Source organism: Pedobacter terrae, assembly GCF_036946585.1.
GTDB lineage: Bacteria > Bacteroidota > Bacteroidia > Sphingobacteriales > Sphingobacteriaceae > Pedobacter > Pedobacter terrae_C.
In genome coordinates, this window is record NZ_JAQIIV010000010.1 from 131422 (window position 1) to 158413 (window position 26992).

The 26992-nt window shown below is 39.5% G+C and carries 18 protein-coding genes; 9 read left to right on the forward strand and 9 right to left on the reverse strand.

What is annotated here, in order from left to right; all coding sequences use genetic code 11:
* The first annotated feature begins 11 nt into the window (after positions 1–11).
* The 3 genes from PGN18_RS14540 to PGN18_RS14550 are packed head-to-tail and all read left to right on the forward strand — an operon-like array spanning position 12 to position 5334.
* The gene (locus PGN18_RS14540; RefSeq protein ID WP_335320274.1) at positions 12–2519 is read left to right on the forward strand and encodes a TonB-dependent receptor; all 2508 of its coding nucleotides are present in this window, start codon (positions 12–14) and stop codon (positions 2517–2519) included.
* Entirely contained in the window at positions 2519–3964 is a 1446-nt protein-coding gene (locus PGN18_RS14545; protein ID WP_335320275.1) for an ABC transporter permease, read from the forward strand. The genes PGN18_RS14540 and PGN18_RS14545 overlap by 1 nt, the downstream gene beginning before the upstream one ends.
* Before the next feature lie 8 nt (positions 3965–3972).
* Positions 3973–5334: a DUF3526 domain-containing protein gene (locus tag PGN18_RS14550; RefSeq protein ID WP_335320276.1), complete on the forward strand. Its 1362-nt coding sequence runs from the start codon at positions 3973–3975 to the stop codon at positions 5332–5334.
* A 354-nt stretch (positions 5335–5688) separates the two neighbouring features.
* Here the strand turns inward: PGN18_RS14550 and PGN18_RS14555 are convergent, their stop codons facing one another.
* A complete protein-coding gene (locus PGN18_RS14555) occupies positions 5689–6156 on the reverse strand; it encodes an Lrp/AsnC family transcriptional regulator (protein ID WP_335320277.1) in 468 nt (155 codons plus the stop codon).
* 196 nt (positions 6157–6352) lie between these two features.
* Here PGN18_RS14555 and PGN18_RS14560 point away from each other — a divergent pair, with 196 nt between their 5' ends.
* The 4 genes from PGN18_RS14560 to PGN18_RS14575 all read left to right on the forward strand — a co-directional run bounded on the left by PGN18_RS14560 (position 6353) and on the right by PGN18_RS14575 (position 11568).
* On the forward strand, positions 6353–7399 hold the full coding sequence (locus PGN18_RS14560) for a PLP-dependent cysteine synthase family protein (RefSeq protein ID WP_335320278.1): 1047 nt from the start codon (positions 6353–6355) through the stop codon (positions 7397–7399).
* A 21-nt stretch (positions 7400–7420) separates the two neighbouring features.
* Positions 7421–7870 (forward strand): protein-disulfide reductase DsbD domain-containing protein, encoded by a 450-nt coding sequence (locus tag PGN18_RS14565; RefSeq protein ID WP_335320279.1) that lies wholly within the window; start codon positions 7421–7423, stop codon positions 7868–7870.
* A 16-nt stretch (positions 7871–7886) separates the two neighbouring features.
* Positions 7887–9536, forward strand: a complete 1650-nt coding sequence (locus PGN18_RS14570) for a protein-disulfide reductase DsbD family protein (protein WP_335320280.1) — start codon at positions 7887–7889, stop codon at positions 9534–9536.
* Positions 9537–9900: 364 nt separating this feature from the next.
* Entirely contained in the window at positions 9901–11568 is a 1668-nt protein-coding gene (locus tag PGN18_RS14575) for a GH39 family glycosyl hydrolase (RefSeq protein ID WP_335320281.1), read from the forward strand.
* An 887-nt stretch (positions 11569–12455) separates the two neighbouring features.
* Here PGN18_RS14575 and PGN18_RS14580 read toward each other — a convergent pair.
* The 8 genes from PGN18_RS14580 to PGN18_RS14615 all read right to left on the reverse strand — a co-directional run bounded on the left by PGN18_RS14580 (position 12456) and on the right by PGN18_RS14615 (position 23484).
* Positions 12456–13649 carry a Gfo/Idh/MocA family protein gene (locus PGN18_RS14580; RefSeq protein ID WP_335320282.1) on the reverse strand — a complete coding sequence of 398 codons (1194 nt, stop codon included), beginning with the start codon at positions 13647–13649 and terminating at the stop codon, positions 12456–12458.
* 265 nt (positions 13650–13914) lie between these two features.
* Complete coding sequence (locus PGN18_RS14585) at positions 13915–15279, reverse strand: 3-keto-disaccharide hydrolase (protein ID WP_335320283.1); 1365 nt, start codon at positions 15277–15279, stop codon at positions 13915–13917.
* A gap of 114 nt (positions 15280–15393) precedes the next feature.
* The gene (locus tag PGN18_RS14590) at positions 15394–16749 is read right to left on the reverse strand and encodes a Gfo/Idh/MocA family protein (protein WP_335320284.1); all 1356 of its coding nucleotides are present in this window, start codon (positions 16747–16749) and stop codon (positions 15394–15396) included.
* A 367-nt stretch (positions 16750–17116) separates the two neighbouring features.
* The gene (locus tag PGN18_RS14595) at positions 17117–19795 is read right to left on the reverse strand and encodes a valine--tRNA ligase (RefSeq protein WP_335320286.1); all 2679 of its coding nucleotides are present in this window, start codon (positions 19793–19795) and stop codon (positions 17117–17119) included.
* A gap of 211 nt (positions 19796–20006) precedes the next feature.
* Positions 20007–20642, reverse strand: coding sequence for a Uma2 family endonuclease (locus PGN18_RS14600; protein WP_335320287.1), 636 nt, complete (start codon positions 20640–20642; stop codon positions 20007–20009).
* A 48-nt stretch (positions 20643–20690) separates the two neighbouring features.
* Positions 20691–21134: a Uma2 family endonuclease gene (locus PGN18_RS14605; RefSeq protein WP_335320288.1), complete on the reverse strand. Its 444-nt coding sequence runs from the start codon at positions 21132–21134 to the stop codon at positions 20691–20693.
* Positions 21082–21324, reverse strand: a complete 243-nt coding sequence (locus tag PGN18_RS14610; protein ID WP_335320289.1) for a hypothetical protein — start codon at positions 21322–21324, stop codon at positions 21082–21084. Before PGN18_RS14610 ends, PGN18_RS14605 begins: the two co-directional genes overlap by 53 nt.
* A 168-nt stretch (positions 21325–21492) precedes the next feature.
* Positions 21493–23484, reverse strand: a complete 1992-nt coding sequence (locus PGN18_RS14615; RefSeq protein ID WP_442955361.1) for a heavy metal translocating P-type ATPase — start codon at positions 23482–23484, stop codon at positions 21493–21495.
* A 351-nt stretch (positions 23485–23835) separates the two neighbouring features.
* Between PGN18_RS14615 and PGN18_RS14620 the strand changes: the two genes are divergently transcribed.
* The gene (locus PGN18_RS14620) at positions 23836–25869 is read left to right on the forward strand and encodes a M13 family metallopeptidase (RefSeq protein ID WP_335320290.1); all 2034 of its coding nucleotides are present in this window, start codon (positions 23836–23838) and stop codon (positions 25867–25869) included.
* Between the two features lie 310 nt (positions 25870–26179).
* The gene (locus tag PGN18_RS14625) at positions 26180–26980 is read left to right on the forward strand and encodes a DUF2625 domain-containing protein (protein ID WP_335320291.1); all 801 of its coding nucleotides are present in this window, start codon (positions 26180–26182) and stop codon (positions 26978–26980) included.
* Positions 26981–26992: the final 12 nt, after the last annotated feature.

Genomic DNA, 26992 nt, shown 5'->3' on the forward strand with positions numbered 1-26992 from the left:
AACCCATTTTAATGTACCCAAAATATAAGGCACTTTCTGATGCCGTAGTAGTCTGTTTACTCTTTTTGCTCAATCTATTAAGTATTCAAGCCATTGCTCAGATTAAAGTAAGCGGAAAAGTGATCAATGCGGAAAGTGAAAGCATTTACAAAGCCACCATTAAATTTAGAAATGGTAAAGATCAATTGAATACAATGAGCGATTCTTTAGGGAATTTCTCGCTTATCCTACCTAAGCCGGCAAATTACGCAGTCACTGTTAGTGCCATTGGTTTTAGCAGTTTTAGCCGCTTATACCCTATCAATCAAACTGTTGATTTAAATCTTGATGCCATTGTATTGCAAGCTTCGAACGAAGAACTGCAAACGGTGGAAGTGGTGGGCACCAATGGCAAGAAATATTATGGCAATTATTCCTTTTCAGCCACAAAGACGGCCACTTTAAACAAAGACATTCCACAGGCCATTTCTTCTGTATCGAAAGAATTGATTGCCGATAGGCAGGCAGCCGTATTAGCTGACGCCATTAAAAACGTAACCAGTGTATCGCAAAGCAGTTATTATAACCAATTCTCCATCAGGGGAATCAACCAAAACGAAGAAGGTGCGATTATCAACGGTATGCGTACCCGCCAATTTTATTTTAACCAACCATTAACCAATAACCTCGAACGGATCGAGGTGATAAAAGGTCCGGCGAGTGCTACTTTTTCGAGTGTAGACCCTGGGGGAAGTATTAACCTGGTAACGAAAAAGCCCCTTGCAGAGGATCGAAAAGAGATCAGCGTCTCAGCTGGAAGTTTTAGCACGATACGTGGTGCATTGGATTTTACAGGTCCATTAAATGCAGATAAAACATTGCTTTACCGGCTGAATCTTGGCTATGAAGACAGCAAAAGCTTCAGAGACCTGCAATACAGAAAGGGCTATATGATTGCCCCCTCTTTTTCCTATATCCCAAATGGTCGTACCAGCTTAAATGTTGAGGTGGTGATGAACAACAGCAACTCCAGGTTGGACCGCGGCCAGGCGATTTTTGGTGCCATTGCCGGGCAAACCGACTTAGAAAGTACACCGATCAGCTTTAACATGGGCGCCAGCAACGATCGATTTAACAGTCAGGATTTAATGCTGATGAGCAATTTTTCTCATCGTTTTAATCAGGATATTGTATTTAATATGGCTTACATGAAGCAAAACTGGAACGAAGATCTTTTAGAGCATCGTACCACCAATGCTTTTGGCGTTGATGAAAATAATCAACCCATACCTACCCTTGCGGCTATGCGGGCAGTTCAGCGTCAGCAAAATTGGCGTACCGATAATTTGAGTACCTATTTTAGTATAAACGCAAATACTTTTAGCTTAAATCACAAAATGGTAATCGGCTATGATCGGATCAATACCGCGAAGCTGCGTGGTGGCGGGGAAAATGCAGCACAGGGTTACCGCTTAAAAGATGGCACCATTGCAAACAGATATGATCCTACAAAAAAAGACCTTTATTTATTTAAAATGGTAAATGGTGTAAATGCACCCGTACCTAATGTAGAGCATTTTAACCTGGCCAACCCAAGTTACACGATTAAAAATTTAAACGATTACATTTTCACTAAAACTGAAATCCCGCCGGCCTATAATTTAGTTAATGCTGTTTATTTTCAGGATCAGATCAATTACGATAAACTTACATTGACCCTTGGACTAAGACAGGAGTGGTATGAAGATTACAGCAATTACAAACTGTCAACTGAAAAGAAGGTCGATCAGCAGAAGCTTTTGCCTAGAATCGGACTAACCTATGCCGTGACTTCGAACATTAACCTTTATACAACTTACTTACAGGGTTATCAACCACAGGGTAATACTTCAACCCTGGTCATTATTCCACCACCTGCAGGCGCAAACTTTAAACCCTTAACAAGTGATTTAAAAGAAATGGGTGCAAAATCAGAATGGTTGAATAAAAGTTTAATGGTTAATGTTTCGGTTTTTGAAATTAAACAGAAAAACCTCTTGATGAATGCGAATGATCCTCTGGATGTGAACCGTTTAATTGAACGTGGCGCACAGCGCAGCCGAGGTTTCGAATTTGAAGCATCAGGTTTTATCAGCTGGAATTGGCAGTTTAATGCTGGTTACAGTTATATAGATGCTATTATTATGGATGATTTCAATCCCGCTTTGATTGGTCAGCGCGTGCAGAATACGCCAAAACATAGTGCCAGTTTATGGACACGCTATAATTTTGAAACGCAAAAGTTGAAAGGCCTTGGTTTTGGTACAGGTTTACAATATAGCGGCACTAAACTGCCATTGTACATCAGGGATTTTACGCTACCTGCCTATACCCTGGTTGATGCTGCAGTTTATTATTCGCCAGCAGGATCAAAGGTGCAGCTGGCCTTAAATGTAAACAACATTTTAAATAAAACCTATTGGGTAGGTGCGCAAAACTACTTACGCCTTTTCCCGGGCACGCCAAGAAATGTAATGTTTAACGTAAACTATAGAATATAATGTCGGGTAGAATAAGCACTATTGCAAAACAAACGTTTAAAGCCGCCTTTAACAATGGCGCCACCTTCGGCTTGACGCTTTTATTGGGCCTATCGCTCTTTTTGGCTACTTATGTGGGTTGGCAAAACTTTAAAATGCAAAATAATCAACGGCTTCATTATAAGACGCTGGTAAGGGCACAATGGTTAGCCAAACCAGATAAACATCCCCACCGGATGGCGCACTATGGTTATCTCGCCTTTCGTGAAAAACATGAACTTAGTTTCTTCGATTTTGGCATAGAAAGTTTTGCAGGGGTATCTATTTTTTTAGAGGCACATAAACAGAACACCGTTAATTTTAGCGAAGCAGGTTTTACAAACGGCATGTTAAGCTTTGGCGAGATCAGTGTAGCCATGGTATTACAATTGATGGTGCCTTTACTCATTTTCTTTTTGGGTTACAACAGTATATCGGCTGAACGTGAATCGAGCACCTTAAAAATCCTGTTGTGCCAGGATGTAAGCTGGAAACAACTCCTTTGGGGCAAAACCATCGGCATTATCGGTATATGTCTTTCCATATTTATTCCGCTTATAGTGCTTATCACTTTATTATGGGCATCTTTAAGTCATTGGCAAATCAGTATGGATTCAGCCTTACGCCTAGTTCTACTGGTTTTGACTTACGCCATTTATTTTTTCGTGATGTCAGCCATTACGGTTTTGATTTCTGCCTTTGCCCACAGTTCCAAATCGGCCTTAATTACCTTGCTTGCCTGCTGGATATTTTTTTTGGTGATTATGCCACGCATTACCCAGGCGGTTGGGGTAAAAATCCATCCTTCACCATCCAAAATAGAATTTGCCGATGCCATTGCTACTGAAGTTCATCAGCAGGGCGATAGCCATGATCCAAACGATCCTCATTATGCGGCCATTAAAGATTCACTCCTGAAAGCCTACGCTGTGGATGATGTTAAAAAACTGCCTTTCAACTATGGTGGCTACATTATGGCCGAGGGTGAAAAAATTACCTCGAAAATTTACACTAAGCATCAGGACGAACTGAACAAAATTTTTAAAAAACAGAACAGCCTAACTACCATTACGGGTTTCTTAAATCCTTATTTGTCGCTGAAAAATATTTCGATGGCCTTAACCGCATCTGATTTTAATACCTACGTCGATTTTCAGCAACAGGCAGAAACTTACCGCTATCAACTCGCTCAAAAAATGAATAAGCTACAAATTGAGAAGATCAGCAACATAAAACCAGGTGATGAAGAAAAACCGCCGGCCATTAGTAAGGCCAACTGGGCTGAACAACCCGATTTCAACTATCATTTCAAAAAATTAAATACTGTTTTGTCGAATGAGTTATTGGCATTAAGTGCCTTAACTTTCTGGTTATTGGTTACGGTTATCTTGCTTCAATATTCAAGCAAATGGATTAAAACGATATAGCAACACGCATGAAAAAGAATAGATATCAACTCGAATTTAAATTGTTTTTTAGAAGCAGTTCTTCATGGATTGGGATTTTTGTGCTCCTGATAACAGGTTTTGCTGCCCTATATTTCGGCAAAACTTTCATTGCCAAGCAAGAGGCTGTAATTGAAAAAGCAGCAAAATTGCAAAAGAAAAACACCCTTAATAATATTGATCATTTTGGTGAAGATATTGGCCTGTTATTTTATCACAATAAGTTTACACTCGCAAATGCACCCGATCACTGGGCGGCTTTTGCCAATGGACAGCGCGATATAAACCCTTACTTAATTTCGGTAACCATGTTGGGTCTTGAGGGCCAGCTTTATGATACCGATATCAATAACCCGGTTAGCCTGCTTTTGGGCAATATGGATCTGAGTTTTATATTTATCTTTTTGTTTCCATTGGTTATTATTGCCTTTACGTACAATCTCCTTTCAGAGCAAAAAGAAAGTGGAATCTGGTCACTTTTAAAGGCACAAACCAACCAATCTTTCCAGGTTATCTGGCAAAAATTTTTAGTCAGGATTGTGGTGATTTTCAGTGTAGCATTGTTGCTATTATTTGTAGCGATGCTTTATTTAGCACTTCCGCTAAATTTAACTTTCCTTTCTGTCACCGCACTCATTTTACTTTACCTCAGTTTTTGGTTTGCGGTTTCCTTTTTCTTGATCTCTTTAGGCAAATCTTCTAATTTTAACGCATCGGCACTAATAGCCGTGTGGGTGCTTATTTGTATCGTCATTCCTGCCTCGTTTAATCTTTTGCTAACGCGGAAATATCCGATACCTGAAGCGTTGCAAAATGTAATTAACCAACGCGAAGGTTACCTTGAGAAATGGGATATGGCCAAAGACGTCACCATGAAACCCTTTTTCAAACACTATCCAGAACTAAAGAAATATCCTTTCCCTGAAAAGAAAACCTTTAGCTGGTATTGGTATTATGCCATGCAGCAAATGGGCGATGACCAGGCCTTGTTAAGTAGATTGGCAATCGAAAAAAAACTGGCTAGCAGACAATATTTTACCAATATTGTTGCCTTTTTCTTTCCCACTATACAAACACAGCTTGGTGTAAATAAAATAGCGGGATCAGATCTTGATACACATCTTGAGTTTCAGCAGGCGGTTAGAAAATACCACGAGCAGATCCGCTTACATTTTTATCCGGCCATCTTTCTCAATCAACCCGTCGATGATACGGATATCAGAGATTATAAACTGGAAAAATTTAACCGTCAACAGTTTCCAGCGATATGGATAAATATGCTTTCGGTATCATTGATAACCATAATCATTATTGGTGCCACAATTTTTAATTTGAAAAGGTTCAATAATTAACATGTTAATGAAACTGTGTCTATAATTTCTTCGGATTTTCATGAATAAAATCCTCATTTCGACTGGAGCCGGCCGTTTTTCTCGGCGGCGAAATGCCTGCCTGTGCGGGCCGGGAGAAATCTATTTATTAAGATTTTAGCTGCATTGCACTCAATTATCAATGATACACTTCGATAGAAAATGTCGTCATTCCAACAACTAAAGCACAGTCTCGAACGCTAGGCAGATAAATCTCTCTTGATAGATTTTGCTTCGCAGAGCCTTCGGGTTCTCGGCTGCGTTGCACTCCGCTCGAAATGATGATGGCTTTAAGGAGAAAATAAAGCCTATGAACTAATGACTAATGAACCAACACTACAACGGATAAGCAGTTTCACTCTTCGGCTCGGAAAGCACAAAATAGCTCTGAACAGTCGTGATATTAGGCAGTGTAGCCAATTTATTGCGTAAAAACTCGTGATAGGCATCCATATCTTTAGTGGCAATACGGAGAATAAAATCGTGCGCTCCCGTCATTTGCAGGCATTCCATTACCTCCCCAAACTTCGAAACCTCGGTTTCAAATTCGATCAGGGTTTTAGCAGTATGCTCTTTTAGCAATACATGCGAAAAAGCAATCAGGTTTCTATTCATCTTTTTCCGATCAAGAATCGCCACTATTCTTTTAATATAACCCTGTTCCTTTAATCTCCTGATCCGTTCATGTATGGTTGCTATCGATTTATGCAGCTTCAAGGCTATCTCTTTATGAGTTAAGGCGGCATCATGCTGCAACAATTTTAATATTTCGATATCAACCTGATCCAAATCTCCGTGTACCATATATGCTTATGAATGAAAAAAAATATAATGAACCTTAAAAAAATCAGCCTAAAATGAAATAAAGCTTAATAAAAACTAAAAATAACAGAAAATTTCTGAAAAAACTAACTTGTATTGACACAAATAAGAATAATATGGAGTTTTACCGAAATTTAATTAATTAAAAATTTACTTTAATTGATTTAGAAAAATCTCCATGAAAGCATTAACAGCTAATGAACTAACATCTTCCAAAATGGGAAAATTTGAACATTTATCACTCTTGGTTGGCAATACCCCGATGCTGGAGCTTACTTATACTTATCAGGGAAGTATGGGTAAAATCTATGTTAAATGCGAACACTACAACCTAACTGGCAGCATTAAAGACAGGATGGCCCTTTACACCCTGAAGAAAGCTTATTCGGAAAGTAAAATCAAAGCTGGCGACCGCATTGTTGAGGCTACAAGTGGCAACACCGGTATTGCATTTGCCGCCATAGGCAGAGCATTAGGCCATCCGGTAACCATCATTATGCCTAACTGGCTGAGCAAAGAGCGCATGGATATTATTAGAAGTTTAGGTGCTGAAATTATTTTGGTGACCAAAGAAGAGGGCGGATTTATCGGTAGTATTAAACTTGCAGAAGAAATGGCTGCAAAAGATCCGAATATCTTTTTACCAAAACAATTCGAAAATATTGCCAATCCAGAAGCACACGAGCATACTACAGGAAAGGAAATCTGGGGGCAATTACAATTGAAAAATATATCGCCCGATGCTTTTGTTGCCGGCGTAGGCACCGGAGGAACCATCATGGGTGTAGGTAATTTTTTAAAAAAGCAAAATGCTGATATCAAGATACACCCGCTCGAGCCTGCAGAATCGCCAACGTTAACTACAGGCTATAAAGTAGGCAGCCACAGAATCCAGGGCATTTCTGATGAGTTCATTCCCGAAATTGTTAAACTGAGCGAACTGGATGAAGTGATACAGGTAAACGATGGCGATGCCATACTGATGGCGCAAAAACTAGCTGAAAAATTGGGTTTAGCTGTAGGTATATCATCAGGGGCAAATGTGATAGGTGCCATCAAACAGCAGCAAAAAATGGGACTTAAAAGCTGCGTAGTGACCATCTTTTCTGATAGCAATAAAAAATATTTAAGTACCGATTTAATGAAGCAGGAACCAGTTAAAACAGGATACATTACCCCCGAAGTCGAATTTCTGGATTACCAGGCCTTTAGCAGATTACACTAAACCATAATCAATAACCACAACATGAAAAAAATCATTTTTTTATTATGTGCCGTATGCCTGATCAACCTTAGCGCATACAGCCAGATTTTAAAACCCGTAACCTGGAGTTACGCTGCAAAAAAAACTGGCCCAAATACGGCTACTGTTTTTATTAAAGCCACTGTAGACCAAGGTTGGCACCTCTACTCGCAATTTGTTAAAGATGGAGGTCCTGTTAAAACAACCTTTACCTTTCCAACAGCTGCTGCTTATACCCTGGTTGGAAAAACAATCGAGCCAAAAGCGATAACCAAATTCGAACCTACTTTCAAAATGGAGGTGAGCTACTTCGAAAAATCGGTAGTTTTTCAACAAAAAATAAAGTTGAAAGGTAAAACCGCGACTGTTAAAGGCAGTGTAGAATTTATGGTATGCGATGACAAACAATGTTTGCCACCAGAACAGGTTGACTTTAGTATTCCTGTAAAATAATAGCGTAACCAAGCATATGAAATCCTTAAAAAAAATCTGTCTCGGTTTGCTGTTCTGTGGTGCCATATCCCTTAACGGATATGCACAGGACAGCACAGGTACGGATGATCTTACATTTACTGAAATTAAGCCTGAAGCGGCTGACAGCAGCATCAAAGCAACTGATACGGTTGTTAAAACGTCAGTCGCAGTACCCGCTACCGTTAATCAAGCTGCTGCACCATCAACAGAAGAACATAAGACCTTGTGGGGCATTTTTATCGCAGGCTTTGTTGGCGGTTTAGCGGCCCTGTTGATGCCTTGCATCTTCCCCATGTTGCCGCTTACGGTCAGTTTTTTTACCAAAGGTTCAGAAAAAGGAAAAGCTTTTCAACGGGCAGCACTGTATGGTTTTTTTATTATCCTCATTTATGTGGTACTAGGTCTTCTGGTTACCATAATTTTTGGTGCCGATGCCCTAAACAGTTTATCTACCAATGGGATCTTTAATTTCTTTTTCTTCCTATTGCTTGTTGCTTTCGCAGCTTCTTTTTTAGGGGCTTTCGAAATTACACTACCCTCATCATGGGTAAATAAAATGGATGCCAATTCGGACAAAGGTGGTGTGGCAGGGTTATTTTTTATGGCCGGAACGCTGGCCTTGGTATCCTTTTCCTGCACTGGTCCTATTATAGGTACCCTGTTGGTACAGGCGGCTACAACCGGTGCTTTGTTAGGCCCAGCGATTGGCATGTTTGGCTTTTCATTAGCCCTGGCAATTCCATTTGCCCTATTTGCGCTATTTCCTTCTGCCATGAACAAACTGCCAAAATCTGGCGGTTGGTTAAACAGTGTTAAGGTTGTGCTCGGTTTTCTTGAGCTTGCTTTTGCCTTAAAATTCCTAAGCAATGTAGATCTGGCCTATCATTGGGAATGGTTTGACCGTGAAATCTTCTTAAGTCTTTGGATTGTTATTTTCGGGATGATGGGCATTTATCTTTTGGGTAAACTAAAGTTTTCGCATGATAGTCCATTGGCATTTATCTCCGTACCGAGGCTTTTTCTCGCCACTATAGTATTGGCTTTTACCATTTACTTAATTCCAGGAATGTGGGGGGCGCCGTTAAGAAGTATTTCTGCTTTTCTTCCACCGCAGGAAACACAGGATTTTGATTTGTATACCACCAGTGTATTAGGCGGAAAACAGTCCGCAACAACTGATGGCCCGCATAAATATGCAGACAAATTCCATGCGCCGTTAAAACTGAATGTTTATTTCGATTATAATGAAGGCCTGGCTGCAGCGAAAAAGCTGAACAAACCGGTAATGATCGACTTTACCGGCCACGCCTGTGTAAACTGCAGGAAAATGGAAGCCAATGTTTGGCCGGATAAAGATGTATATAAGATGCTCAGCAATGATTATGTATTGATCCAGCTATATGTAGATGATAAAACCGAGCTGGCTCCTGCTGATGTAACGGTCACACCCGAAGGAAAAAAACTCACCACCATTGGCAAAAAATGGAGCGACCTGCAAGCCAGAAAATTCCAGTCTAATTCGCAGCCATCTTATGTACTGCTGGATCCAAAAACTGAAGCGCTATTGGCACCACCACAAGGTGCTGATTATGAAATCGCTAATTATAAAAAATTCTTAGTGAGTGGTTTAAAAGCTTTTCACTAACAGATAGGAATAAAAATATTGAATTTAATTTTAGTTAATGATGTAAAAGGGCAGTACCGGATGGTCTGTCCTTTTTTCTTTTGCAGCTGGGTTTGCAGCGGAATAATCCATAAACTGTCCGTAGAGTTAAATGCAGCTTCTCGACGTATTCAATTGTAAGGTGGAGTTTCAAACTCAATTGACAAGAACTAGTCGCAGACTCTTTTCCAATGATAGTCTGTATAGCCATACTGAAAGCTACGAACAGATTTGGGAGGACGATTATTTGAATTTGTTCGCGGGCAACATGATGAATATCATTATTTTTTATTTAATTTATATGTTGAGCTTCCATTATACCCCGACAGAATTATAAAACATACATATGAACCTCTTAAAAAACGTTTACCTTTTCATTAGTTTATCCGTTTTTACTTATGTTGCAAACGCTCAGTCAAAAACTAACATTGAGGTTAATTTCGACAAAAATATAGCACCTATGAAACCGATATGGGCCTGGTTTGGTTATGATGAACCAAATTATACCTATATGAAAGACGGCCAGAAATTGCTCACCGAGATCTCAAAATTAAGTCCGGTTCCAGTGTATGTACGTGCCCATAATTTGCTTACCTCGGGAGATGGCACCCCTGCCTTAAAGTGGGGATCAACCAATGCCTACACCGAAGATGCACAGGGCAACCCTGTTTATAACTGGAAAATTGTCGACCAGATTTTTGATACTTATGTAAAAAGAGGCATAAAACCTTTGGCACAAATAGGTTTTATGCCCGAGGCATTATCTACCAAACCTCTTCCATACCAACATAAATGGAAACCTGGCGCACCATACGATGAAATTTTAACCGGTTGGGCCTACCCACCAAAAGATTATAAAAAATGGGGCAATCTGGTATACGAATGGGTTAAACATTGTGTAGAACGTTACGGAAAGGCCGAGGTAGAAAGCTGGTATTGGGAAGTATGGAATGAGCCAGATGGCGCTTATTGGAGAGGTACGCAAGCCGATTTTTTTAAACTTTATGATTACGCTGCCGATGGGCTGAAACGGGCCTTACCTACTGCAAAAATTGGCGGTGCCAACGTAACAGGTGGTGGCACAAAGTATTTAGACGCTTTTATTAAACATTGTTTAACAGATACGAATCATGTCACCGGCAAAATCGGTTCGCCTTTAGATGCGGTATTGTTCCATGCTAAAGGATCGCCACGGGTGATTGATGGTACAGTAGTAATGAGTATTAGGGCGCAGCTCCGTAATATTGATGCCAATTATAAGATTATTCGTAAGTATCCCCAGCTTAAAAATATTCCGGTAATAATTGGCGAATCTGATCCAGAAGGTTGTGCAGCCTGTGGCATGAGTACCAATCCGGAAAATGCCTACCGCAACGGCACCATGTATTCGAGTTATACCGCAGCTTCTTTTGCCAGACTTTATGAACTTACAGATCAATATAACATCAATCTCCTGGGGGCTGTTACCTGGTCGTTCGAATTTGAAAGCCAGCCTTGGTTTGCAGGATTCCGCGATTTAGCGACCAACGGAGTAGATAAACCTGTTTTAAATGTATTCAGGATGTTTGGCCAAATGAAAGGAAACCGTGTGGAAGCCATCAGCGATCATATGTATCATTTAAATTCCATTTTGGATTCAAGTATCAGAAAAACGCAAACAGATATTGGTGTTTTAGCCAGCAAAGCAGAAAGAACAGCTGCTGTTATGGTATGGAATTACCATGATGAGGATAAAACAGGTAAAAAAGATGCTGTTTCCATCTCGTTCAATCAATTACCTGTAAAAACAGTAACTGTCACCCAATACCTTATAGATACTGAAAACAGCAATTCTTACACGGAATGGAAAAAAATGGGTTCACCACAAACTCCTGATGCCAAACAAATTGCAACATTGGAAAAATCTGGCCAACTTAAAATGATGGGTAAACCCTCAAAATTTAATACCGGCAGTGGTGCTTTCGAAATGGAATTGGCCAGACAGGGGGTAGCTTTGTTAAAGTTGGATTGGTAGGTTTACTTCCGGAAATCCTAATCCATTGGTTTGTGTCTCCACAGACCACTCCTAAACGTTTTTTCGTTTTATTCAGATACGGATAAAGGATGAATTATTTTATTGATGATGCGCAATCATAACGCAAAGTACAAAGTTGCTTCCCGTTTTTCTAATCCCATGGTCTGTGTCTCACAGACCACTTCTGAATAATTTTTTTCTGTTAAAGAAAAAGGGTAAAAATATCTTTATTAATTGGAGCGCAGGGCTGTTACAAAACACTAAATTCCCTCCCGTTTCTGCTTCTCTGCCTCGTTCCAGGTTGCTGCAGGGTAAAGCTCCAGCCAGGCTGAATGTCCAATACAGTATTTCATTCTAGGGGTAAAGTATGCATATACCATTGTTTACTACGAAGACAGAGTAAAACGCAACTAATCCGTAATTGCCAGAAAACTACCTAATGCTCATTTTCCAATATATCAGACCATATGAGAAATATAACAGCCGTATAAGCTTATACTTACTATATGGCAGGACTAAGTGGTCAAAACAGCATTTCAAATCAGAGGTTGAACATGCGCAAAACTTTATTCCTAAACCCGATCCGATTGCTATCGGAGGAGCGGAATGGCCCACAGCGCTGGACTATAAGCGAAAGCGGTACGAAAACTGCCAAGAACTTCATACCGTTCGTTTCCAAATATCAAACAAGAAACAAAACATCAAGAATTAGCACGACGCGTCCGCCTAATTATCAAAATTTAACTTTCATCTATCGGTTGGCGTTTCGTCTACCGATGTTTAATTGCATCAACTAAACAAAAGTAGAATAATCTTTCTCTATGATCGTTGTAGCATCTCCCAATAGAAAAGATTCTTCAATCGTCCAGAATGAAAGGAGCGTTAATCTAAACACTATAGCCTTTCTTCCAAACCTGTTTATTGCCGCTATAAATGGCTTCGTTACACATGGCCACGCATATAGCGGCCTGTGTTCCTGTATTGATATTGGATGCCGGTTGTGTCTTTGTAGTGATCGATTTATAAAATTCATCGAGCGCATAATTTGTACCGTCTATGGTGGGCTGATCAAGAATAGGAATTCCGCCGTCTTTATTAACTACTATTTTTGTCGCCCCCGTTACGCCATCAACAATACCCAATTCTTTTTTGGTACTTGCTTCGGGATAAAACAAGCCCGTATTGGTTAACAAAGAAACTGAACCTTTCGTACCTTTTATTTTAAACAGGTAACCATCATGTGCGTTGCCGCAAGTGGCCCCAAAGTTGCCAATCATACCTTTTTCTTGATAACGCAATATCGCCTGAATGTTATCATAAGTTTCGCGACCATCCTTAAAAACATCTATTCCCCCCGAGCCCATAATTTCATCAGGTTGGGTTTCAAAAGCCCAATTGATAAAATCGATCTGGTGCGAGAGCAGTTCGGCAGCTAATCCACCAGAATATTCCTTATACATTCTCCAGTTGATTTTGCGCTCTAAAGCCGGATCAGGAACAGCCCTGCGCCAGTTACCGTTACGGTCCCAACGGCAATCGATCTGACTAACCTTACCCAAGTAGCCACTCTGGATCATCTCTTTTACCTTAAAATACAAGGGCGAATAGCGATACTGATAGCCCACCTGAAAAACCTGCTTATGATGTTTTTCAACCAGTTTCTTAAGTTCTAGAGCCTGGCTGATACTGTAAGTCATGGTTTTTTCTACATACACATGTTTATTGGCCAGTACAGCATCTTTTGCAATGCCGAAATGCTCGCTTAAAGGCGTGGCGATAAAAACTGCATGTATTGTTTTATCATCTAAAATTTTTCGATAATCTTTCATAGCCTTGGCATCAGCAGGGACATATTTTTCAGTTTCCCTAAGTCGAAAATCGAGCAGATCGCAATAGGCTTTAATTCTATACTTCGTAGGCATGGATTTAATTACCGATAAAACACCTTTACCTCGATCGCCACAACCAATCATAGCCACATTAATAATTTCGTCAGCCATTAAATTGGCAAAACCCTGGTGGCCCAAAAATAAACCAGAGCCTACTAAAGCAGATGTTTTAACAAAAGATCGACGATGCATGATATGTTAATGTTTTATTTTTTAAAAATGATGGTTTGGAGCGCCAATTACTGCTGCTATTAACGTCTAGTCCCGCCAATGCTACAATCTTTTTGTTCCAGGTAATTACCTTATTATCGGAAACTGCAACAAAAAGTATTTCCGCTTATGTCTGGGCTAATTAACTTGTGTTAGTGCTCATGGGTGAACTAGCTACCCAAAGCCTAGCGTAAGCGGGAATACAGGCCGTCGTATTGAACTTAACATCTGTTTTCAAATCAAAAACCTATAAATTCTTGATTTTAATGGTTCTGAAATCTACTTTATTGCCATGATCCTGCAGTAGGATGTGCCCTTTCGGTGCTTCACCAAAATTTTTCCAATCTTTATATTTACTAATGGCAACCAGTTTTTTAAATTCTGCCGAGCCACGGGCATATTCCAGAACCTTCACGCCATTTAAATAATGTTCTACTTTGTTATTAGGATAAACTACCACACGGCCATTGTTCCAGCTACCGATTGGCCGTAAGAAACGGGGCTCTTTTTTAGCCGTAATCAAATCGTATAAAGAGGACAATGTGCGGTTTCCATCTCGACCTAATTTAGCGTCAGGGTGTAATACATCATCTAAAACCTGGTATTCCAGACCAATGGCTGAACCTGTATTCTTTTCACTTAGCGTAACAAAATATTTCACGCCGCTATTGGCACCTGGCGTCAGCTTAAATTCGAACGATAAATCAAAAGCGGCGTATTCATCTTTGGTTACTATATCGCCACCATTTGTTGATTCTGCGCCACCTGAAGGTTCCACACTGATCACACCATCGGCAATTTTCCATCCTTGGGCAGGAAAAGCAGTTTTATAGGCACCAATCCAGCCAGCATTGCTTTTACCATCAAATAACAGCTTATATCCTTCCGATTTTTCGTAAGCAGATAAAGTATTAGGCGTTAAGTTAACCGTATAAATGCCTTTTGGAAAAGCTTTAGTTTTTAACCCCTCTGTTTGAATATTGATGTTCTTGAAATAAACTTTCTTACCATCATTTTCAAGATTATTTCCAATACCATGAACCTGTAAACCAATAAAGCCAGATTTATCCAATGTATCAATCACATAAGCAACGGGCGTTCCATTTACCCAGGTTTTGGTTTCGTTACCAATGCATTCTATTCTGTAATGGTTAAATTCATCCTTTTTATATAATGGTTTTGCAGAGGGGTTAAGTTCCAATGGATAAAGCCATAACCTTCTCGCTTCGTCGTAAATTCCGCCTGTCCATGCCCGCGGTGTAGGGTCTATTTCTACCTGCCTGCCAAAAACCAATCCTTTACCGCCATTCCCTTCGGGTTTAATATGGCTACGCGTTTGCACACCTGAGTTGGTGGTTTCGCCTTCCAGTTTCACATCTAGCTCTAAAATGAAATCGCCATATTCTTTTTCGGTGATCAAAAATGAATTTGGCGTGCCTTTCGTCATGGTTCCCACAATCATGCCATCTTCAACCTTATACGGTGCAGCGCCTGCAACGGCCTTCCAGCCGGTAAGCGTTTTACCGTCAAATAATGGCTTTGCTTTTTGTGCAGCTGCTGATAAACTGATTAGCGAAAGCGCCACAATACTATATTTTTTTAAATTTAACATGTTAGAGTTTTTCCAGTCGTTATTGCGAGGAAGAATGGACAGCTTGTCCTGACCATTCGGGGAAGCAATCTTTTTTGCTAACAGATTGCTTCGTGCCTTGCTATGACGATATTTTTAATATTTAAATACTTTTCCGTTTGCCATTACTTCTTGCTTGCCTTCATCAAAAACTGCTTTTGCGCCCGTACGCACCGCAGCATTGGTCATGATATTGGCAATAGAGTGTGAATAACCCGCTTCAACCGGGGCGTTAGGTGTTTTACGGCTTCGAACACATTCCATCCAGTTGCGCATGTGGCCAGAGGTTAAGGCGTCACCGCCCATATTGGCACCGGTTGCGGCTTTAATTTCGGTTTTGCTTAAATCAAATTCAGGCAATAGATTAGCCTTCAAGCCCATAGCAGCAGCTTCTCTATCTTTTAAACCACCTTTTGGCGACACTTTATTGGTAATTAGGTTCAGTTCCCCTCCGTTGGAGTAATAAACCTCACCCACATCGCCCACGCTGTTCTGCATCCTGGAAGTAAAAGTTACCTGAAAACCATCGGTCGTATCCGGCCGGCCGTAGTCAAATACGGCTACCATCGAATCCCAGTTTCTCCGGCCATCTTTCCAGGTATAAATTCCACCATTGGCCACCACACTTCGCGGATGTTTTAAATTGGTAAACCAGTGTACCGTATCAATCTGGTGGCTCATCCATTGTCCGGGCATTCCCGACGAGTAAGGCCAGAACAAACGGTATTCTAAATATTTTCTTGGATCAAAAGCTTCGTTCGGGCGATTCAACAAAAACCTTTTCCAATCAATATCCTCTTCCTTTAATTTGGCTACTAAATCTGGTCTGCGCCATCTGCCAGGCTGGTTTACATTCCATACCAGATCTACGGCAGTAATCGGCCCGAATTTTCCGTCCTGTATAAATTTTGCCGCATTGATATAGTTTTCTCCACTCCTTCTTTGCGAACCAATCTGCACAATTTGTCTGCTTGCTTTAACGGCTTTAAATGCGGCTTTAGCATCATCCATGGTTTCAGCAAAAGGCTTTTCTACATAAGCGTCGCAATTGGCTTTTACAGCTTCGATGGTGTGTAATGCGTGCTGAAAATCGGCAGTGCTGATAATTACAGCATCCAGATCCTTTGTAGCATAAAGTTCATCATTGTTACGGCATGCTTTTATATCATGGCCGAATTTTTCTTTTAAATGAGCAATTCCTAAATCTCTACGGTAATTCCAAAGATCAGAAAGACCTACGATATCAAAGTTCAGCTCCTTATTATGGTTCAAAAAACAAGGTAATAGCGTATCTTTAAAACGATCAGAAAATCCAACAACACCAACACGCACCCGATCATTTGCACCAATGATACGACCATAACTTTTAGCACTCATACCCATGGTACCCGCATAGGTTGCTGCAGCAAATATTGCTGATTGTTTAATAAATGTTCTTCTGGAATTTTCCATTTCAGGATATTAGGTTAGATTATCGCTTAATCGTTTACGATCTGACAGACCGTTTTATCAAAAAACTAAAATATGGTTAATAAAAACAAACCTTAAATATCCGTAAGTAATATTTTTGAAACCTTATCTCAAAATAACGGCTTATAATCGTATTAACCCTAAATAAATAGCCGGGAGACCAATATTTAAAGCATAAACTATTTTATTTGGTAGGTAGGAAAACGTTTGAAATAATTATTCCTAATGAGATAATTTAATAAATTTTTAAAAGAAAAAAGCTTTCAGATAATTATCTGAAAGGCTTTTACCCTGACGTGCTTTAAGGCCTGTAAGGTTTTAGAAACCTTATAGGCCTATGCGACTATCATTATCCTAAAACCGCTAAACTTTCTTCAATGATTTTGATTTTGGCTTCGGCATCAGCTTTTTTATTGCGTTCATTCGCAATAATTTCAGGCTTTGCATTCTGCACAAAACGTTCATTGCTCAATTTGGCATCAACTGACTTCAAAAAACCTTGTAGATAAACCAAATCAGCATGTAAACGTTGGCGTTCAGCCTCTACGTCAACGTTTTCTGTCAGTGAAATAAAGAATTCATCTTTACCAGCCATAAAAGTTGTTGCACCAACAATTTTATCATTTACAAGTTCAGCTTCTGAAACATTAGCCAGTTTAAAAACGATGTTTAACCATTTTTCATAATCAAGTTCAGAATTTATTTTGATACTCAAAGGCAAGGCTTCTTTAGGAGAAATCTGCTTCTGGTTCCTTACGTTTCTGATTTCGGCTACAACAGTTTTAATTACCTCGGCATCTTTTAATAATTGCTCATTAAAAGGTCCGCCCTTCGGAAATTCAGCCACAATGCAACAATCCATTTCTGCACGAACGCCAAACAGATCATCATGCCATAACTCTTCGGTAATAAAAGGCATATTCGGATGCAATAATTTGATAATATTTTCAAAAAATCTAATCGTTGCCTGATAACTTTCTGCATCAATGGGCTGTTGATAAGCAGGTTTAACCATCTCCAGGTACCACGCACAGAAATCATCCCAAACCAACTTATAGGTGATTGTCAATGCTTCAGACAGTCGGTATTGTTTAAAGTTGGCTTCAATTTCTACCAATGCCTCGTTAAAGCGGTTTTCAAACCATGATATGGCCTGGGCATTTGGGTTCGTCAGATTCTCATCAACTTCCCATCCTTTTACCAAACGGAAAGCATTCCATATTTTACTGGCGAAATTACGTCCCTGCTCACAATAGCTTTCATCAAACATTAAATCGTTACCGGCAGGTGATGACATTAGCATACCTACACGAACAGCATCTGCCCCATATTTTTCAATCAAGCCGATCGGATCAGGTGAGTTACCCAGCGATTTAGACATTTTACGTCCTAATTTATCGCGTACAATACCGGTTAAGTATACATTTGTAAATGGCTTTTTACCCATAAACTCGTGTCCGGCCATAATCATACGGGCCACCCAGAAAAATAAAATTTCGGGTGCAGTAACCAGATCATTGGTTGGGTAATAGTAATTGATGTCTTTATTTTCAGGATTTTTAAAGCCATCAAAAACCGAAATCGGCCATAACCATGAAGAAAACCAGGTATCCATCACATCATCATCTTGTCTTACAAATGGCGATAACTGATGTTTGAATCCAGCTTTTTCAGCTTCTGAACAATTCTCATCCAGATGTTTTTTCTTCCAAAATTCTTCTAAGGCTTCATCTTTGGTTTTGGCAACCACCCAGTTTCCTTTATCATCATACCAAGCCGGAATTCTTTGACCCCACCACAGCTGACGGCTAATGTTCCAATCGCGCACATTTTCCATCCAGTGGCGATAGGTATTTTCAAATTTATTCGGAATCAGGTTTACTTCGCCATTCAAAACGTCGTTTAAAGCCGGTTGAGCCATTTCTTTCATCTTCACAAACCATTGCATAGAAAGTTTAGGTTCGATAGCCGCATCGGTACGTTCAGAAAAACCAACCTGCGACTTATAATCCTCCACTTTATCTAAATGACCGGCCTCTTCCAACATTTTCGCAATTTTTTTACGGGCAACAAACCTGTCTTCACCCACTAAAATAACGGCCAGTTCATTTAAAGTTCCATCATCATTTAAAATATCGGTAACAGGCAAATTGTGCTTAACACCCAGTTCATAATCGTTCAGATCGTGTGCCGGTGTAACTTTTAAACAACCCGTTCCAAATTCAATATCTACATATTCATCCTCAATAACCGGAATTTCGTGGTTAACCAACGGCACAAAAACTTTTTTACCTTTTAAATGCGTAAAACGTTCATCGTTCGGGTTAATACAGATGGCCGCATCAGCCATAATGGTTTCCGGGCGCGTGGTTGCTACAGTTAAATATTCAGGCTCGTCCTGGTTCTTATTACTTGATACTTGATACTTGATATAATATAGCTTCTGGTTTACTTCCTTACGGATTACCTCTTCATCAGAAACCGCAGTTTTTCCAGCCGGGTCCCAGTTGACCATACGGATTCCACGATAAATCCATCCTTTTTTATACAGGTGGATAAATGAATCTATAACCGCTTCAGAAAGATCTTCCTCCATCGTGAAACGGGTGCGATCCCAATCGCAGCTTGCTCCTAATTTCTTTAACTGATCTAAAATGATACCACCGTATTTCTCTTTCCATTCCCAGGCGTATTTCAAAAAATCTTCTCTGGAAAGATCTTTTTTATTGATCCCTTGTTCCTTTAACATGGCCACAACCTTTGCTTCGGTAGCAATAGACGCGTGGTCAGTTCCAGGTACCCAGCAAGCATTTTTACCTTGCATGCGGGCTTTACGGATGAGAACGTCCTGAATGGTATTGTTGAGCATATGCCCCATATGCAGTACACCTGTTATGTTTGGCGGCGGAATAACGATGGTGTAAGGTTCGCGCTCGTCAGGCTCTGAATGGAAAAACTTTTTAGATAGCCAATAGCTATACCATTTATCTTCTGTTTCTGCAGGATTGTACTTGGTGGAAATGCTCATGAAAATTGTATAAAAGCCCAAAAATAGCTAATTAAGCTGAAAGCCCAAAGCCAGGTAAGTGGAAAGCTAAAAGACTAAAGCAAGTAACATATTTTGATTTAGTGCTGACTTTAATTTGTAGGTACGAAGTGAAGTCAGGAACTAACATGCTAAGGAATAGAAAAAATTAATTAATGAAACACAAGAATGACCATGCTTTTTCATTAAACGCCTACTCTACGTCATTAAAAACATCATCCAATGCCAGTTCAAAACCTGGCAATACAGTTGATGTAATTTTTTCGCTTAGGGCAAATATTTTAGAGGGCTGAAATTTACCCGTTTCATCAAGGGTATAGATCAAAACACTTTTATCGCTCTGGCTCACCACCCAATATTCCTTGACACCAAATTCTTCGTAAACACGGTATTTATGAAGCAATTCGGTTTTGGTATTACCTGGTGATAAGATTTCGATGACCAGGTCAGGTGGACCGATACAACCACGGGCATCAAGTTTGCTCTTATCACAGATTACACAAATATCTGGCTGAAGAACAGTAAATATATCTTTATCAGCTTTGCTTTCTTTTGGAAAGCGGACATCAAAAGGTGCTGCATAAACTTTACAAGGCTTACCATCTAAAAAATTAATCAAAGGCTTTAACAAATTAATAGAAATGCCTTGGTGCACTCTTGACGGCGCAGGGCTCATTTTAAAGATTTTACCCTTAATCAACTCTACTCTTTCAGGAAAAAGCCAGTTTAAATAGCTGGCATAGCTGTAAGTTAATGATGCATCAAGATCATTGAACTGCCTAACAGGCTCATCATCGTTTAAGATCGGATATGGAACAGGTTCAGACATAAATTCTAGACACTAAAAAAGGTAGCAGTATAAAAATATTGATGAATGTTATAAATCTTCAAAAACATCATCCAATGCCAGTTCAAAACCTGGCAATACCGTTGACGAAATTTTTTCGCTTAGGGTAAATATTTTAGAAGGTTGGAATTTACCCATTTCATCCAGGGTGTAAATCAAAACACTTTTATCGCTCTGGCTCACCACCCAGTATTCCTTAACGCCAAATTCTTCGTAAACGCGGTATTTATGAAACAATTCAGTTTTGGTATTTCCTGGAGATAAAATCTCTACAACTATATCGGGTGCGCCAATACAGCCACGGGCATCAATTTTGCTCCTATCGCATATTACGCAAATATCTGGCTGTAAAACAGTAAAAACAGCTTTATCATTGTGACTTTCCTTTGGAAAACGAACATCAAACGGTGATATGTAGACTTTACAATGTCGCTTTTTTAAAAAAACTTCCCAGTTTAAGAAATATGTTACCAATAATTTCCTGATGAACGCTCGGCGGCGCAGGGCTCATTTTAAAGATTTTACCCTTAATCAACTCTACTCTTTCAGGAAAAAGCCAGTTTAAATAGCTGCCATAGCTGTAAGTTAATGATGCATCAAGTTCATTGAACTGCCTGACAGGCTCATCATCATTTAATATAGGATATGGAACAGGTTCAGACATAACCAAATATACTAATTTTTATAGCAATTTGATTTTATATTTTTCAATAGATCTTACTCAGTACCAACAAATTTTCAGTTGGCTGCTAGCAGTTATCATTGAATCAATAAAAAGAAGATGTTTTAACCTAATGACAATAACCGATTAATCAATTTGGACAATTAACCATCAGAAAAACTTCATTTTCTGTATCCGTACGGCATTTAAAATCGCCAGAAATGCTACACCAACATCGGCAAAAACAGCCTCCCACATGGTGGCTATTCCTCCCGCACCTAAAATTAAAACAATTGCCTTTACAGCAAATGCCAATACGATATTTTGGATCACAACATTTTTGGTCGCTTTACCTATTTTTACCGCGGTTGCAATTTTAGAAGGTTGATCAGTTTGAATCACGACATCAGCTGTTTCAATAGCAGCATCGCTACCCATGGCCCCCATAGCCATACCAATATCGCTTATCGCTAATACCGGTGTATCGTTAATACCATCGCCAACAAAAGCCACAACCCTGCTTTTGTCGCTTTTAATTTCTTCGAGTTTGGCTACTTTACCTTCGGGTAATAAATCCCCAAAATAAGTGTCGATTCCTAAACTTGAAGCTACTTTTTTAACGATTGAGGTTTTATCCCCACTTAACATCACCACCTGTTTAATTCCATTTTCATGAAGCTGTTTGATGGCTTCGGCAGCATCATCTTTTATTTCATCTGCAACAAGCACATAACCAACATATTTCTGATCTACAGCAACCACAACGATACTTTCTTCTATGGATGCAACTTTAGGGTCGAAATCAATATTGAATTTCTCCAAAAGTTTAACATTACCTGCTAAAACTTCCTTACCATTAACGAAGCCCTTTAAACCCATCCCAGAAATTTCTTCCATGTTTTCTGCAGGATAAATTTCTTTCTGTCCTGCATATGCCACAACAGCTTTCGCAATCGGGTGGGTAGATTTGGCTTCCACAGCCGTAAGTAGGTTTAAAAAATCTGTTTCCTCTATACTACTTTCTACTTTCTGAACATTAAAAACACCTTTAGTTAAAGTTCCTGTTTTATCCATTACTACAGTGTTCAGCTTGGTAATTAAATCAAGGAAATTTGAGCCTTTGAAAAGAATGCCATTTGCCGATGCCGCACCAATTCCGCCGAAATAACCCAATGGAATTGAAATCACCAACGCACATGGACAAGATATCACCAAAAAAACGAGCGAACGATATAACCAGGTCTGAAAATGGTATTCATTTCCTAAAACCAAAATTGGAACGGCAACCAGTGCAAGGGCCAAAACAAAAACGATTGGGGTATATATTTTCGCAAACTTGCGGATAAAGAGCTCTGTTTTAGCTTTACGTGTAGTGGCATTTTGAACCATTTCTAAAATGCGCGACAATGCACTATCGGCAAAGGCTTTGGTTACTTTTACTTCAATTACTTTATCCAGATTAAGCATCCCGGCCAAAATCGATTCGCCTTTACTAATGGTGCGCGGTTTGCTTTCACCTGTTAAAGCCGCAGTATTGAAACTACTTTTATCACTGATCAATTCTCCGTCTAAGGGAATTTTCTCGCCAGCCTTTATCTGTATCGTTTCGCCAATTTCTACCTTTTCAGGATTAATGTCTTCGTATTTCCCATTGCGGAATACATGTGCTACTTGCGCCCGAACGTCAAGCAATGTTTTAATATTTTTTTTCGCGCGGTTTACCGCAGCCATTTGAAATAACTCTCCAATAGTGTAGAAAAGCATAACCGTTACACCTTCCGGATACTCGCCAATAGCAAAAGCACCAATAGTAGCGATAGACATTAGCGAGAATTCCGTAAAGTAATCTTTGGCTTTAAATGTTTCCCATACTTCACGTAAAACCGGAATGCCTACGGGTAAATAAGCCACAATATACCAATAAGGGCGAATGACCTGAAATGCCGGAACCTTCAAAAAATTGTCGAACGCAATTCCAATCAGCAGCATTACTAATGTTACAATAGCTGGCAAATAAGTTTTAAAGGCTGATGGATCCCCGCCATGATTGTGATCATGTTCATCGCCTTCTCCATGTGCGTGATCATGGTCATGGGTATGTTTTGGTTCGGAATGCACTTTACTGCTGCAACAGTTGTCTTCGTTATGGTGTGAGTGGCTCATTATATACGGCATGTAGGACATTACTTATTATTACCTACCAAACCTAGAAAATAGCGCAAGGTTTGATAAGCATTTCAAATTTATGGAAAATAATAGGTTTTATTCTGAATCATTCTTAATAGCAATATTTTTTACAAGCGCACAATAAATTTTGTTAAAAAATGTTAATAATGGTATAAAAGATTTAAAATCATGAAATCTATCAAAATTCCTTTTTCAGCTTCCAACTTGATCAGACGGCTTGGCTTAGCAAAAATTTACTACTGGTTTAACAAGTAATATTCTTAATATATAACATCAGTATTAATTAGTATTTCATAAATTTCGCATCATTATTAACTTATTAAGCGAATGAAATACCAAAATTTGAAAAGATGTTTTGCGGCGCTGGGTATAGTCGCTGCCGGCTTTTCTGCAAATGCACAAACGAAAAAATTTATCGACCCTGCCAATATGGATTTATCCGTTAAACCAGGCGACGATTTCTACACCTATGCAAGTGGCACATGGATAAAAAACAATCCTGTTCCTGCTAAAGAAACCCGCTGGGGTTCATTTAACGAACTTCGCGATTTTAACATAAATGCCGTTAAATCTTTAGTGGAAGATGCAGCTGCCGATAAATCTGCACCTGCTGGTTCAGTTAAGCGTAGAGTTGGCGATTTTTATTCAGCCGCCATGGATAGCGCAACCATCGAAAAACTGGGTTATGCACCAATAAAAGCCGATTTAGCAAAAATTAAGCAAATCAAAAATATTCAAGGCGTGCTGGATCAGGTAGCTTACATGCGCACCAATGGTTTGGGTGGTGGAATGTTTGGTTTGGGCGTTGGCCAAGACCGCAAGAACGTAAACAAATATATGGTGAATATTAGTCAGGGCGGCACTACACTTCCCGACCGTGATTATTACCTGAAAGATGATGCGCGAAGTGTGAAGATCCGCGATGCTTACAACACCTATATGGTTACTTTATTTACCTTAACAGGAAGTAAAGCTGAAGAAGCTAAACAAAAAGCAGCAACGGTTTACAAAATCGAAAAGCAATTTGCTGAAGCGCAAATGAGCCGTTTAGAAATGCGTGATCCTTACGCCACCTATAACAAGCTTGCCGTTGCTGAACTTAACCAGAAAACGCCAGATATTAACTGGATAACTTATTTACCAAAATTCAAAATTAAAAATCAAGATACTGTTCTGGTTTCATCACCTAAATTTATGGCGAGTCTGGACGGAATGTTGAAATCAATTCCGGTTGAGGACTGGAAAACCTATTTGGAATGGAACATTTTAAAAGGTTCTGCTGCTAGCTTAAGTTCTCCGTTTGTGAAGGCGAGTTTCGCTTTTACACAGGCTCAAACTGGGCAGAAAGTACAGACACCACGTTGGCAACGCATGTCATCTTTAACAGATGGCACTATTGGCGAATTATTAGGCCAGCTTTATGTAGCTAAATATTTTAAGCCAGAAGCTAAAGAGCGTATGAACCAGATGATTGTGAACTTGCGTAAAGCATTCGAAATCAGAATTAAAGGTTTAGAGTGGATGAGCCCTGAAACGAAACAAAAAGCTTTGGCTAAATTAAATGCATTTACACCAAAAGTGGGTTATCCTGAAAAGTGGAAAAATTATGATGGTTTAGTAATTAACAAGGATACTTATTTCCAAAACTTACGCAATGCAAGTATTTGGGGCTACAATGAAATGGTTAATCAGTTAGGGAAACCGGTTGATCGTAAACGTTTTGGAATGACCCCTCCAACCGTTAATGCTTACTATAGCCCTACACTGAATGAAATTGTTTTCCCTGCCGGTATTTTACAATTTCCTTTCTTCGATCCAAATGCCGATGATGCCGTTAACTATGGTGGTATAGGTGCGGTAATCGGTCACGAGATGAGCCATGGTTTTGATGATAGTGGAAGCCAATATGATGCAGCCGGTAACTTGAAAAACTGGTGGACAGCTGAAGATAAAGCTAAATTTGATGCTAAAACCAAAGCTCTGGGCGAGCAGTTTGATGCTTACACCGTATTGGATACCATTCATGTAATCGGTAAATTAACCATGGGCGAAAACATTGGTGATTTAGGAGGTTTAAATGCCGCTTATACCGCTTTCAAAATGACCAAACAAGGGCAAAGCAATGAAAAAATTGACGGTTTTACACCAGATCAGCGTTTCTTTTTAGCTTGGGCACAAGTATGGAGAGGTAACATTTTACCTGAAAGCGCAGCACAATTAATTAAAACAGATCCACATTCTCCAGGCCCTTACCGTACCATTGGTGCACCTGTAAATATGGATGCCTGGTATGAAGCTTTTAATGTTAAACCTGGCGATAAACTGTACAAAAAACCAGAAGACAGGATTAGAATGTGGTAGTTTTGAGGGAGAGGGCTAGAAGGCAGAGGGTGTAAGGCCTAAAGTTTCTTCAGCCTAGTTTTAAAAACTAATTATGATATCATTCCAATAGTACAAGCGTCCTGATTATTTCGGGACGCTTTTTTTTAGCTGTGGCGTCAGATGTTTCCATCTGACACTTACCAAAAGTATCAATTCAATCAATTTTAGGTGCCGTGGTTTGTGTGCTCAATAACTGACTCGACCTTTTATCTAAATCAAAAATTATTCTCCTCCTTTCAGCAATTCCTAATTATCATCCTATCTTTGAAAAAACATAAATACCCTATCCATGAAAAGTCCCATCACCTTACTATTTATCTTCGCTTTAACCTTATTTTCCTTCAGCGGTATTGCTCAGGAAAATAACTTGATCAGTATTGAGAAGTTAATCAATAAAACAGATCCTGCGTGGCCACTGGTAAAAAAATGGATCGATTCGGCAAAAAACAAGGTAGAAATCCTGCCCGTTGATTCTACAAGGGCAAAAGAGGTTTTATATCATTCGCAAATGACAACTTATGCCACACTTGGTTCGGTAATTTACAATACCGGGGGCATTATGGTTGATAACGGCTGGATTAGAATTTTAGGTTCCGGTAGCGAAAGACTGAACAGAAATATTGCTGATTGGAACAAAGGAAAAACCTTAAAAGAATATGGCGATAACATTCCCTACCTTTTAATCGCCGATGATGCGGTTGGTGGTTTTTTTGCGATTAATTATGGTGGTTTAGGCAAAGACATTAAAAACGTGTATTATCTTGAACCCAATACGCTAACCTGGCAACCGCTTGGGGCTGGTTATGGCGAATTCCTAGTTTTTTGTTTCGACAGTGATCTTTCTAAGTTTTATAAAGGATTACGCTGGAGCAGCTGGAATCAATTTATTGCCAATCTGGATGGAACCAAAACCTACAGTTTCCGCCCTTATTTGTGGGAAGAAGGTACCGACATTGATAAATGTTCACGAAAACTTGTTGGAATTGAAGAAATGTACCGTTTTAATATCATGAAGTCAAAAGAATTGAATGCTGGTAAAGGCATAAAAAAAGACGAAACCACAAAAGAAAAAATTAAAAGCGAGCGATAATTACCCTTAAGT

What these genes read in the sequence shown, in the direction of transcription:
- PGN18_RS14540 (WP_335320274.1), top strand. Translation starts at nt 12, where the DNA reads ATGTACCCAAAATATAAGGCACTTTCTGATGCCGTAGTAGTCTGTTTA.
- PGN18_RS14545 (WP_335320275.1), top strand. Translation starts at nt 2,519, where the DNA reads ATGTCGGGTAGAATAAGCACTATTGCAAAACAAACGTTTAAAGCCGCC.
- PGN18_RS14550 (WP_335320276.1), top strand. Translation starts at nt 3,973, where the DNA reads ATGAAAAAGAATAGATATCAACTCGAATTTAAATTGTTTTTTAGAAGC.
- PGN18_RS14555 (WP_335320277.1), bottom strand. Translation starts at nt 6,156, where the DNA reads ATGGTACACGGAGATTTGGATCAGGTTGATATCGAAATATTAAAATTG.
- PGN18_RS14560 (WP_335320278.1), top strand. Translation starts at nt 6,353, where the DNA reads ATGAAAGCATTAACAGCTAATGAACTAACATCTTCCAAAATGGGAAAA.
- PGN18_RS14565 (WP_335320279.1), top strand. Translation starts at nt 7,421, where the DNA reads ATGAAAAAAATCATTTTTTTATTATGTGCCGTATGCCTGATCAACCTT.
- PGN18_RS14570 (WP_335320280.1), top strand. Translation starts at nt 7,887, where the DNA reads ATGAAATCCTTAAAAAAAATCTGTCTCGGTTTGCTGTTCTGTGGTGCC.
- PGN18_RS14575 (WP_335320281.1), top strand. Translation starts at nt 9,901, where the DNA reads ATGAACCTCTTAAAAAACGTTTACCTTTTCATTAGTTTATCCGTTTTT.
- PGN18_RS14580 (WP_335320282.1), bottom strand. Translation starts at nt 13,649, where the DNA reads ATGCATCGTCGATCTTTTGTTAAAACATCTGCTTTAGTAGGCTCTGGT.
- PGN18_RS14585 (WP_335320283.1), bottom strand. Translation starts at nt 15,279, where the DNA reads ATGTTAAATTTAAAAAAATATAGTATTGTGGCGCTTTCGCTAATCAGT.
- PGN18_RS14590 (WP_335320284.1), bottom strand. Translation starts at nt 16,749, where the DNA reads ATGGAAAATTCCAGAAGAACATTTATTAAACAATCAGCAATATTTGCT.
- PGN18_RS14595 (WP_335320286.1), bottom strand. Translation starts at nt 19,795, where the DNA reads ATGAGCATTTCCACCAAGTACAATCCTGCAGAAACAGAAGATAAATGG.
- PGN18_RS14600 (WP_335320287.1), bottom strand. Translation starts at nt 20,642, where the DNA reads ATGTCTGAACCTGTTCCATATCCGATCTTAAACGATGATGAGCCTGTT.
- PGN18_RS14610 (WP_335320289.1), bottom strand. Translation starts at nt 21,324, where the DNA reads ATGTCTGAACCTGTTCCATATCCTATATTAAATGATGATGAGCCTGTC.
- PGN18_RS14615 (WP_442955361.1), bottom strand. Translation starts at nt 23,484, where the DNA reads ATGAGCCACTCACACCATAACGAAGACAACTGTTGCAGCAGTAAAGTG.
- PGN18_RS14620 (WP_335320290.1), top strand. Translation starts at nt 23,836, where the DNA reads ATGAAATACCAAAATTTGAAAAGATGTTTTGCGGCGCTGGGTATAGTC.
- PGN18_RS14625 (WP_335320291.1), top strand. Translation starts at nt 26,180, where the DNA reads ATGAAAAGTCCCATCACCTTACTATTTATCTTCGCTTTAACCTTATTT.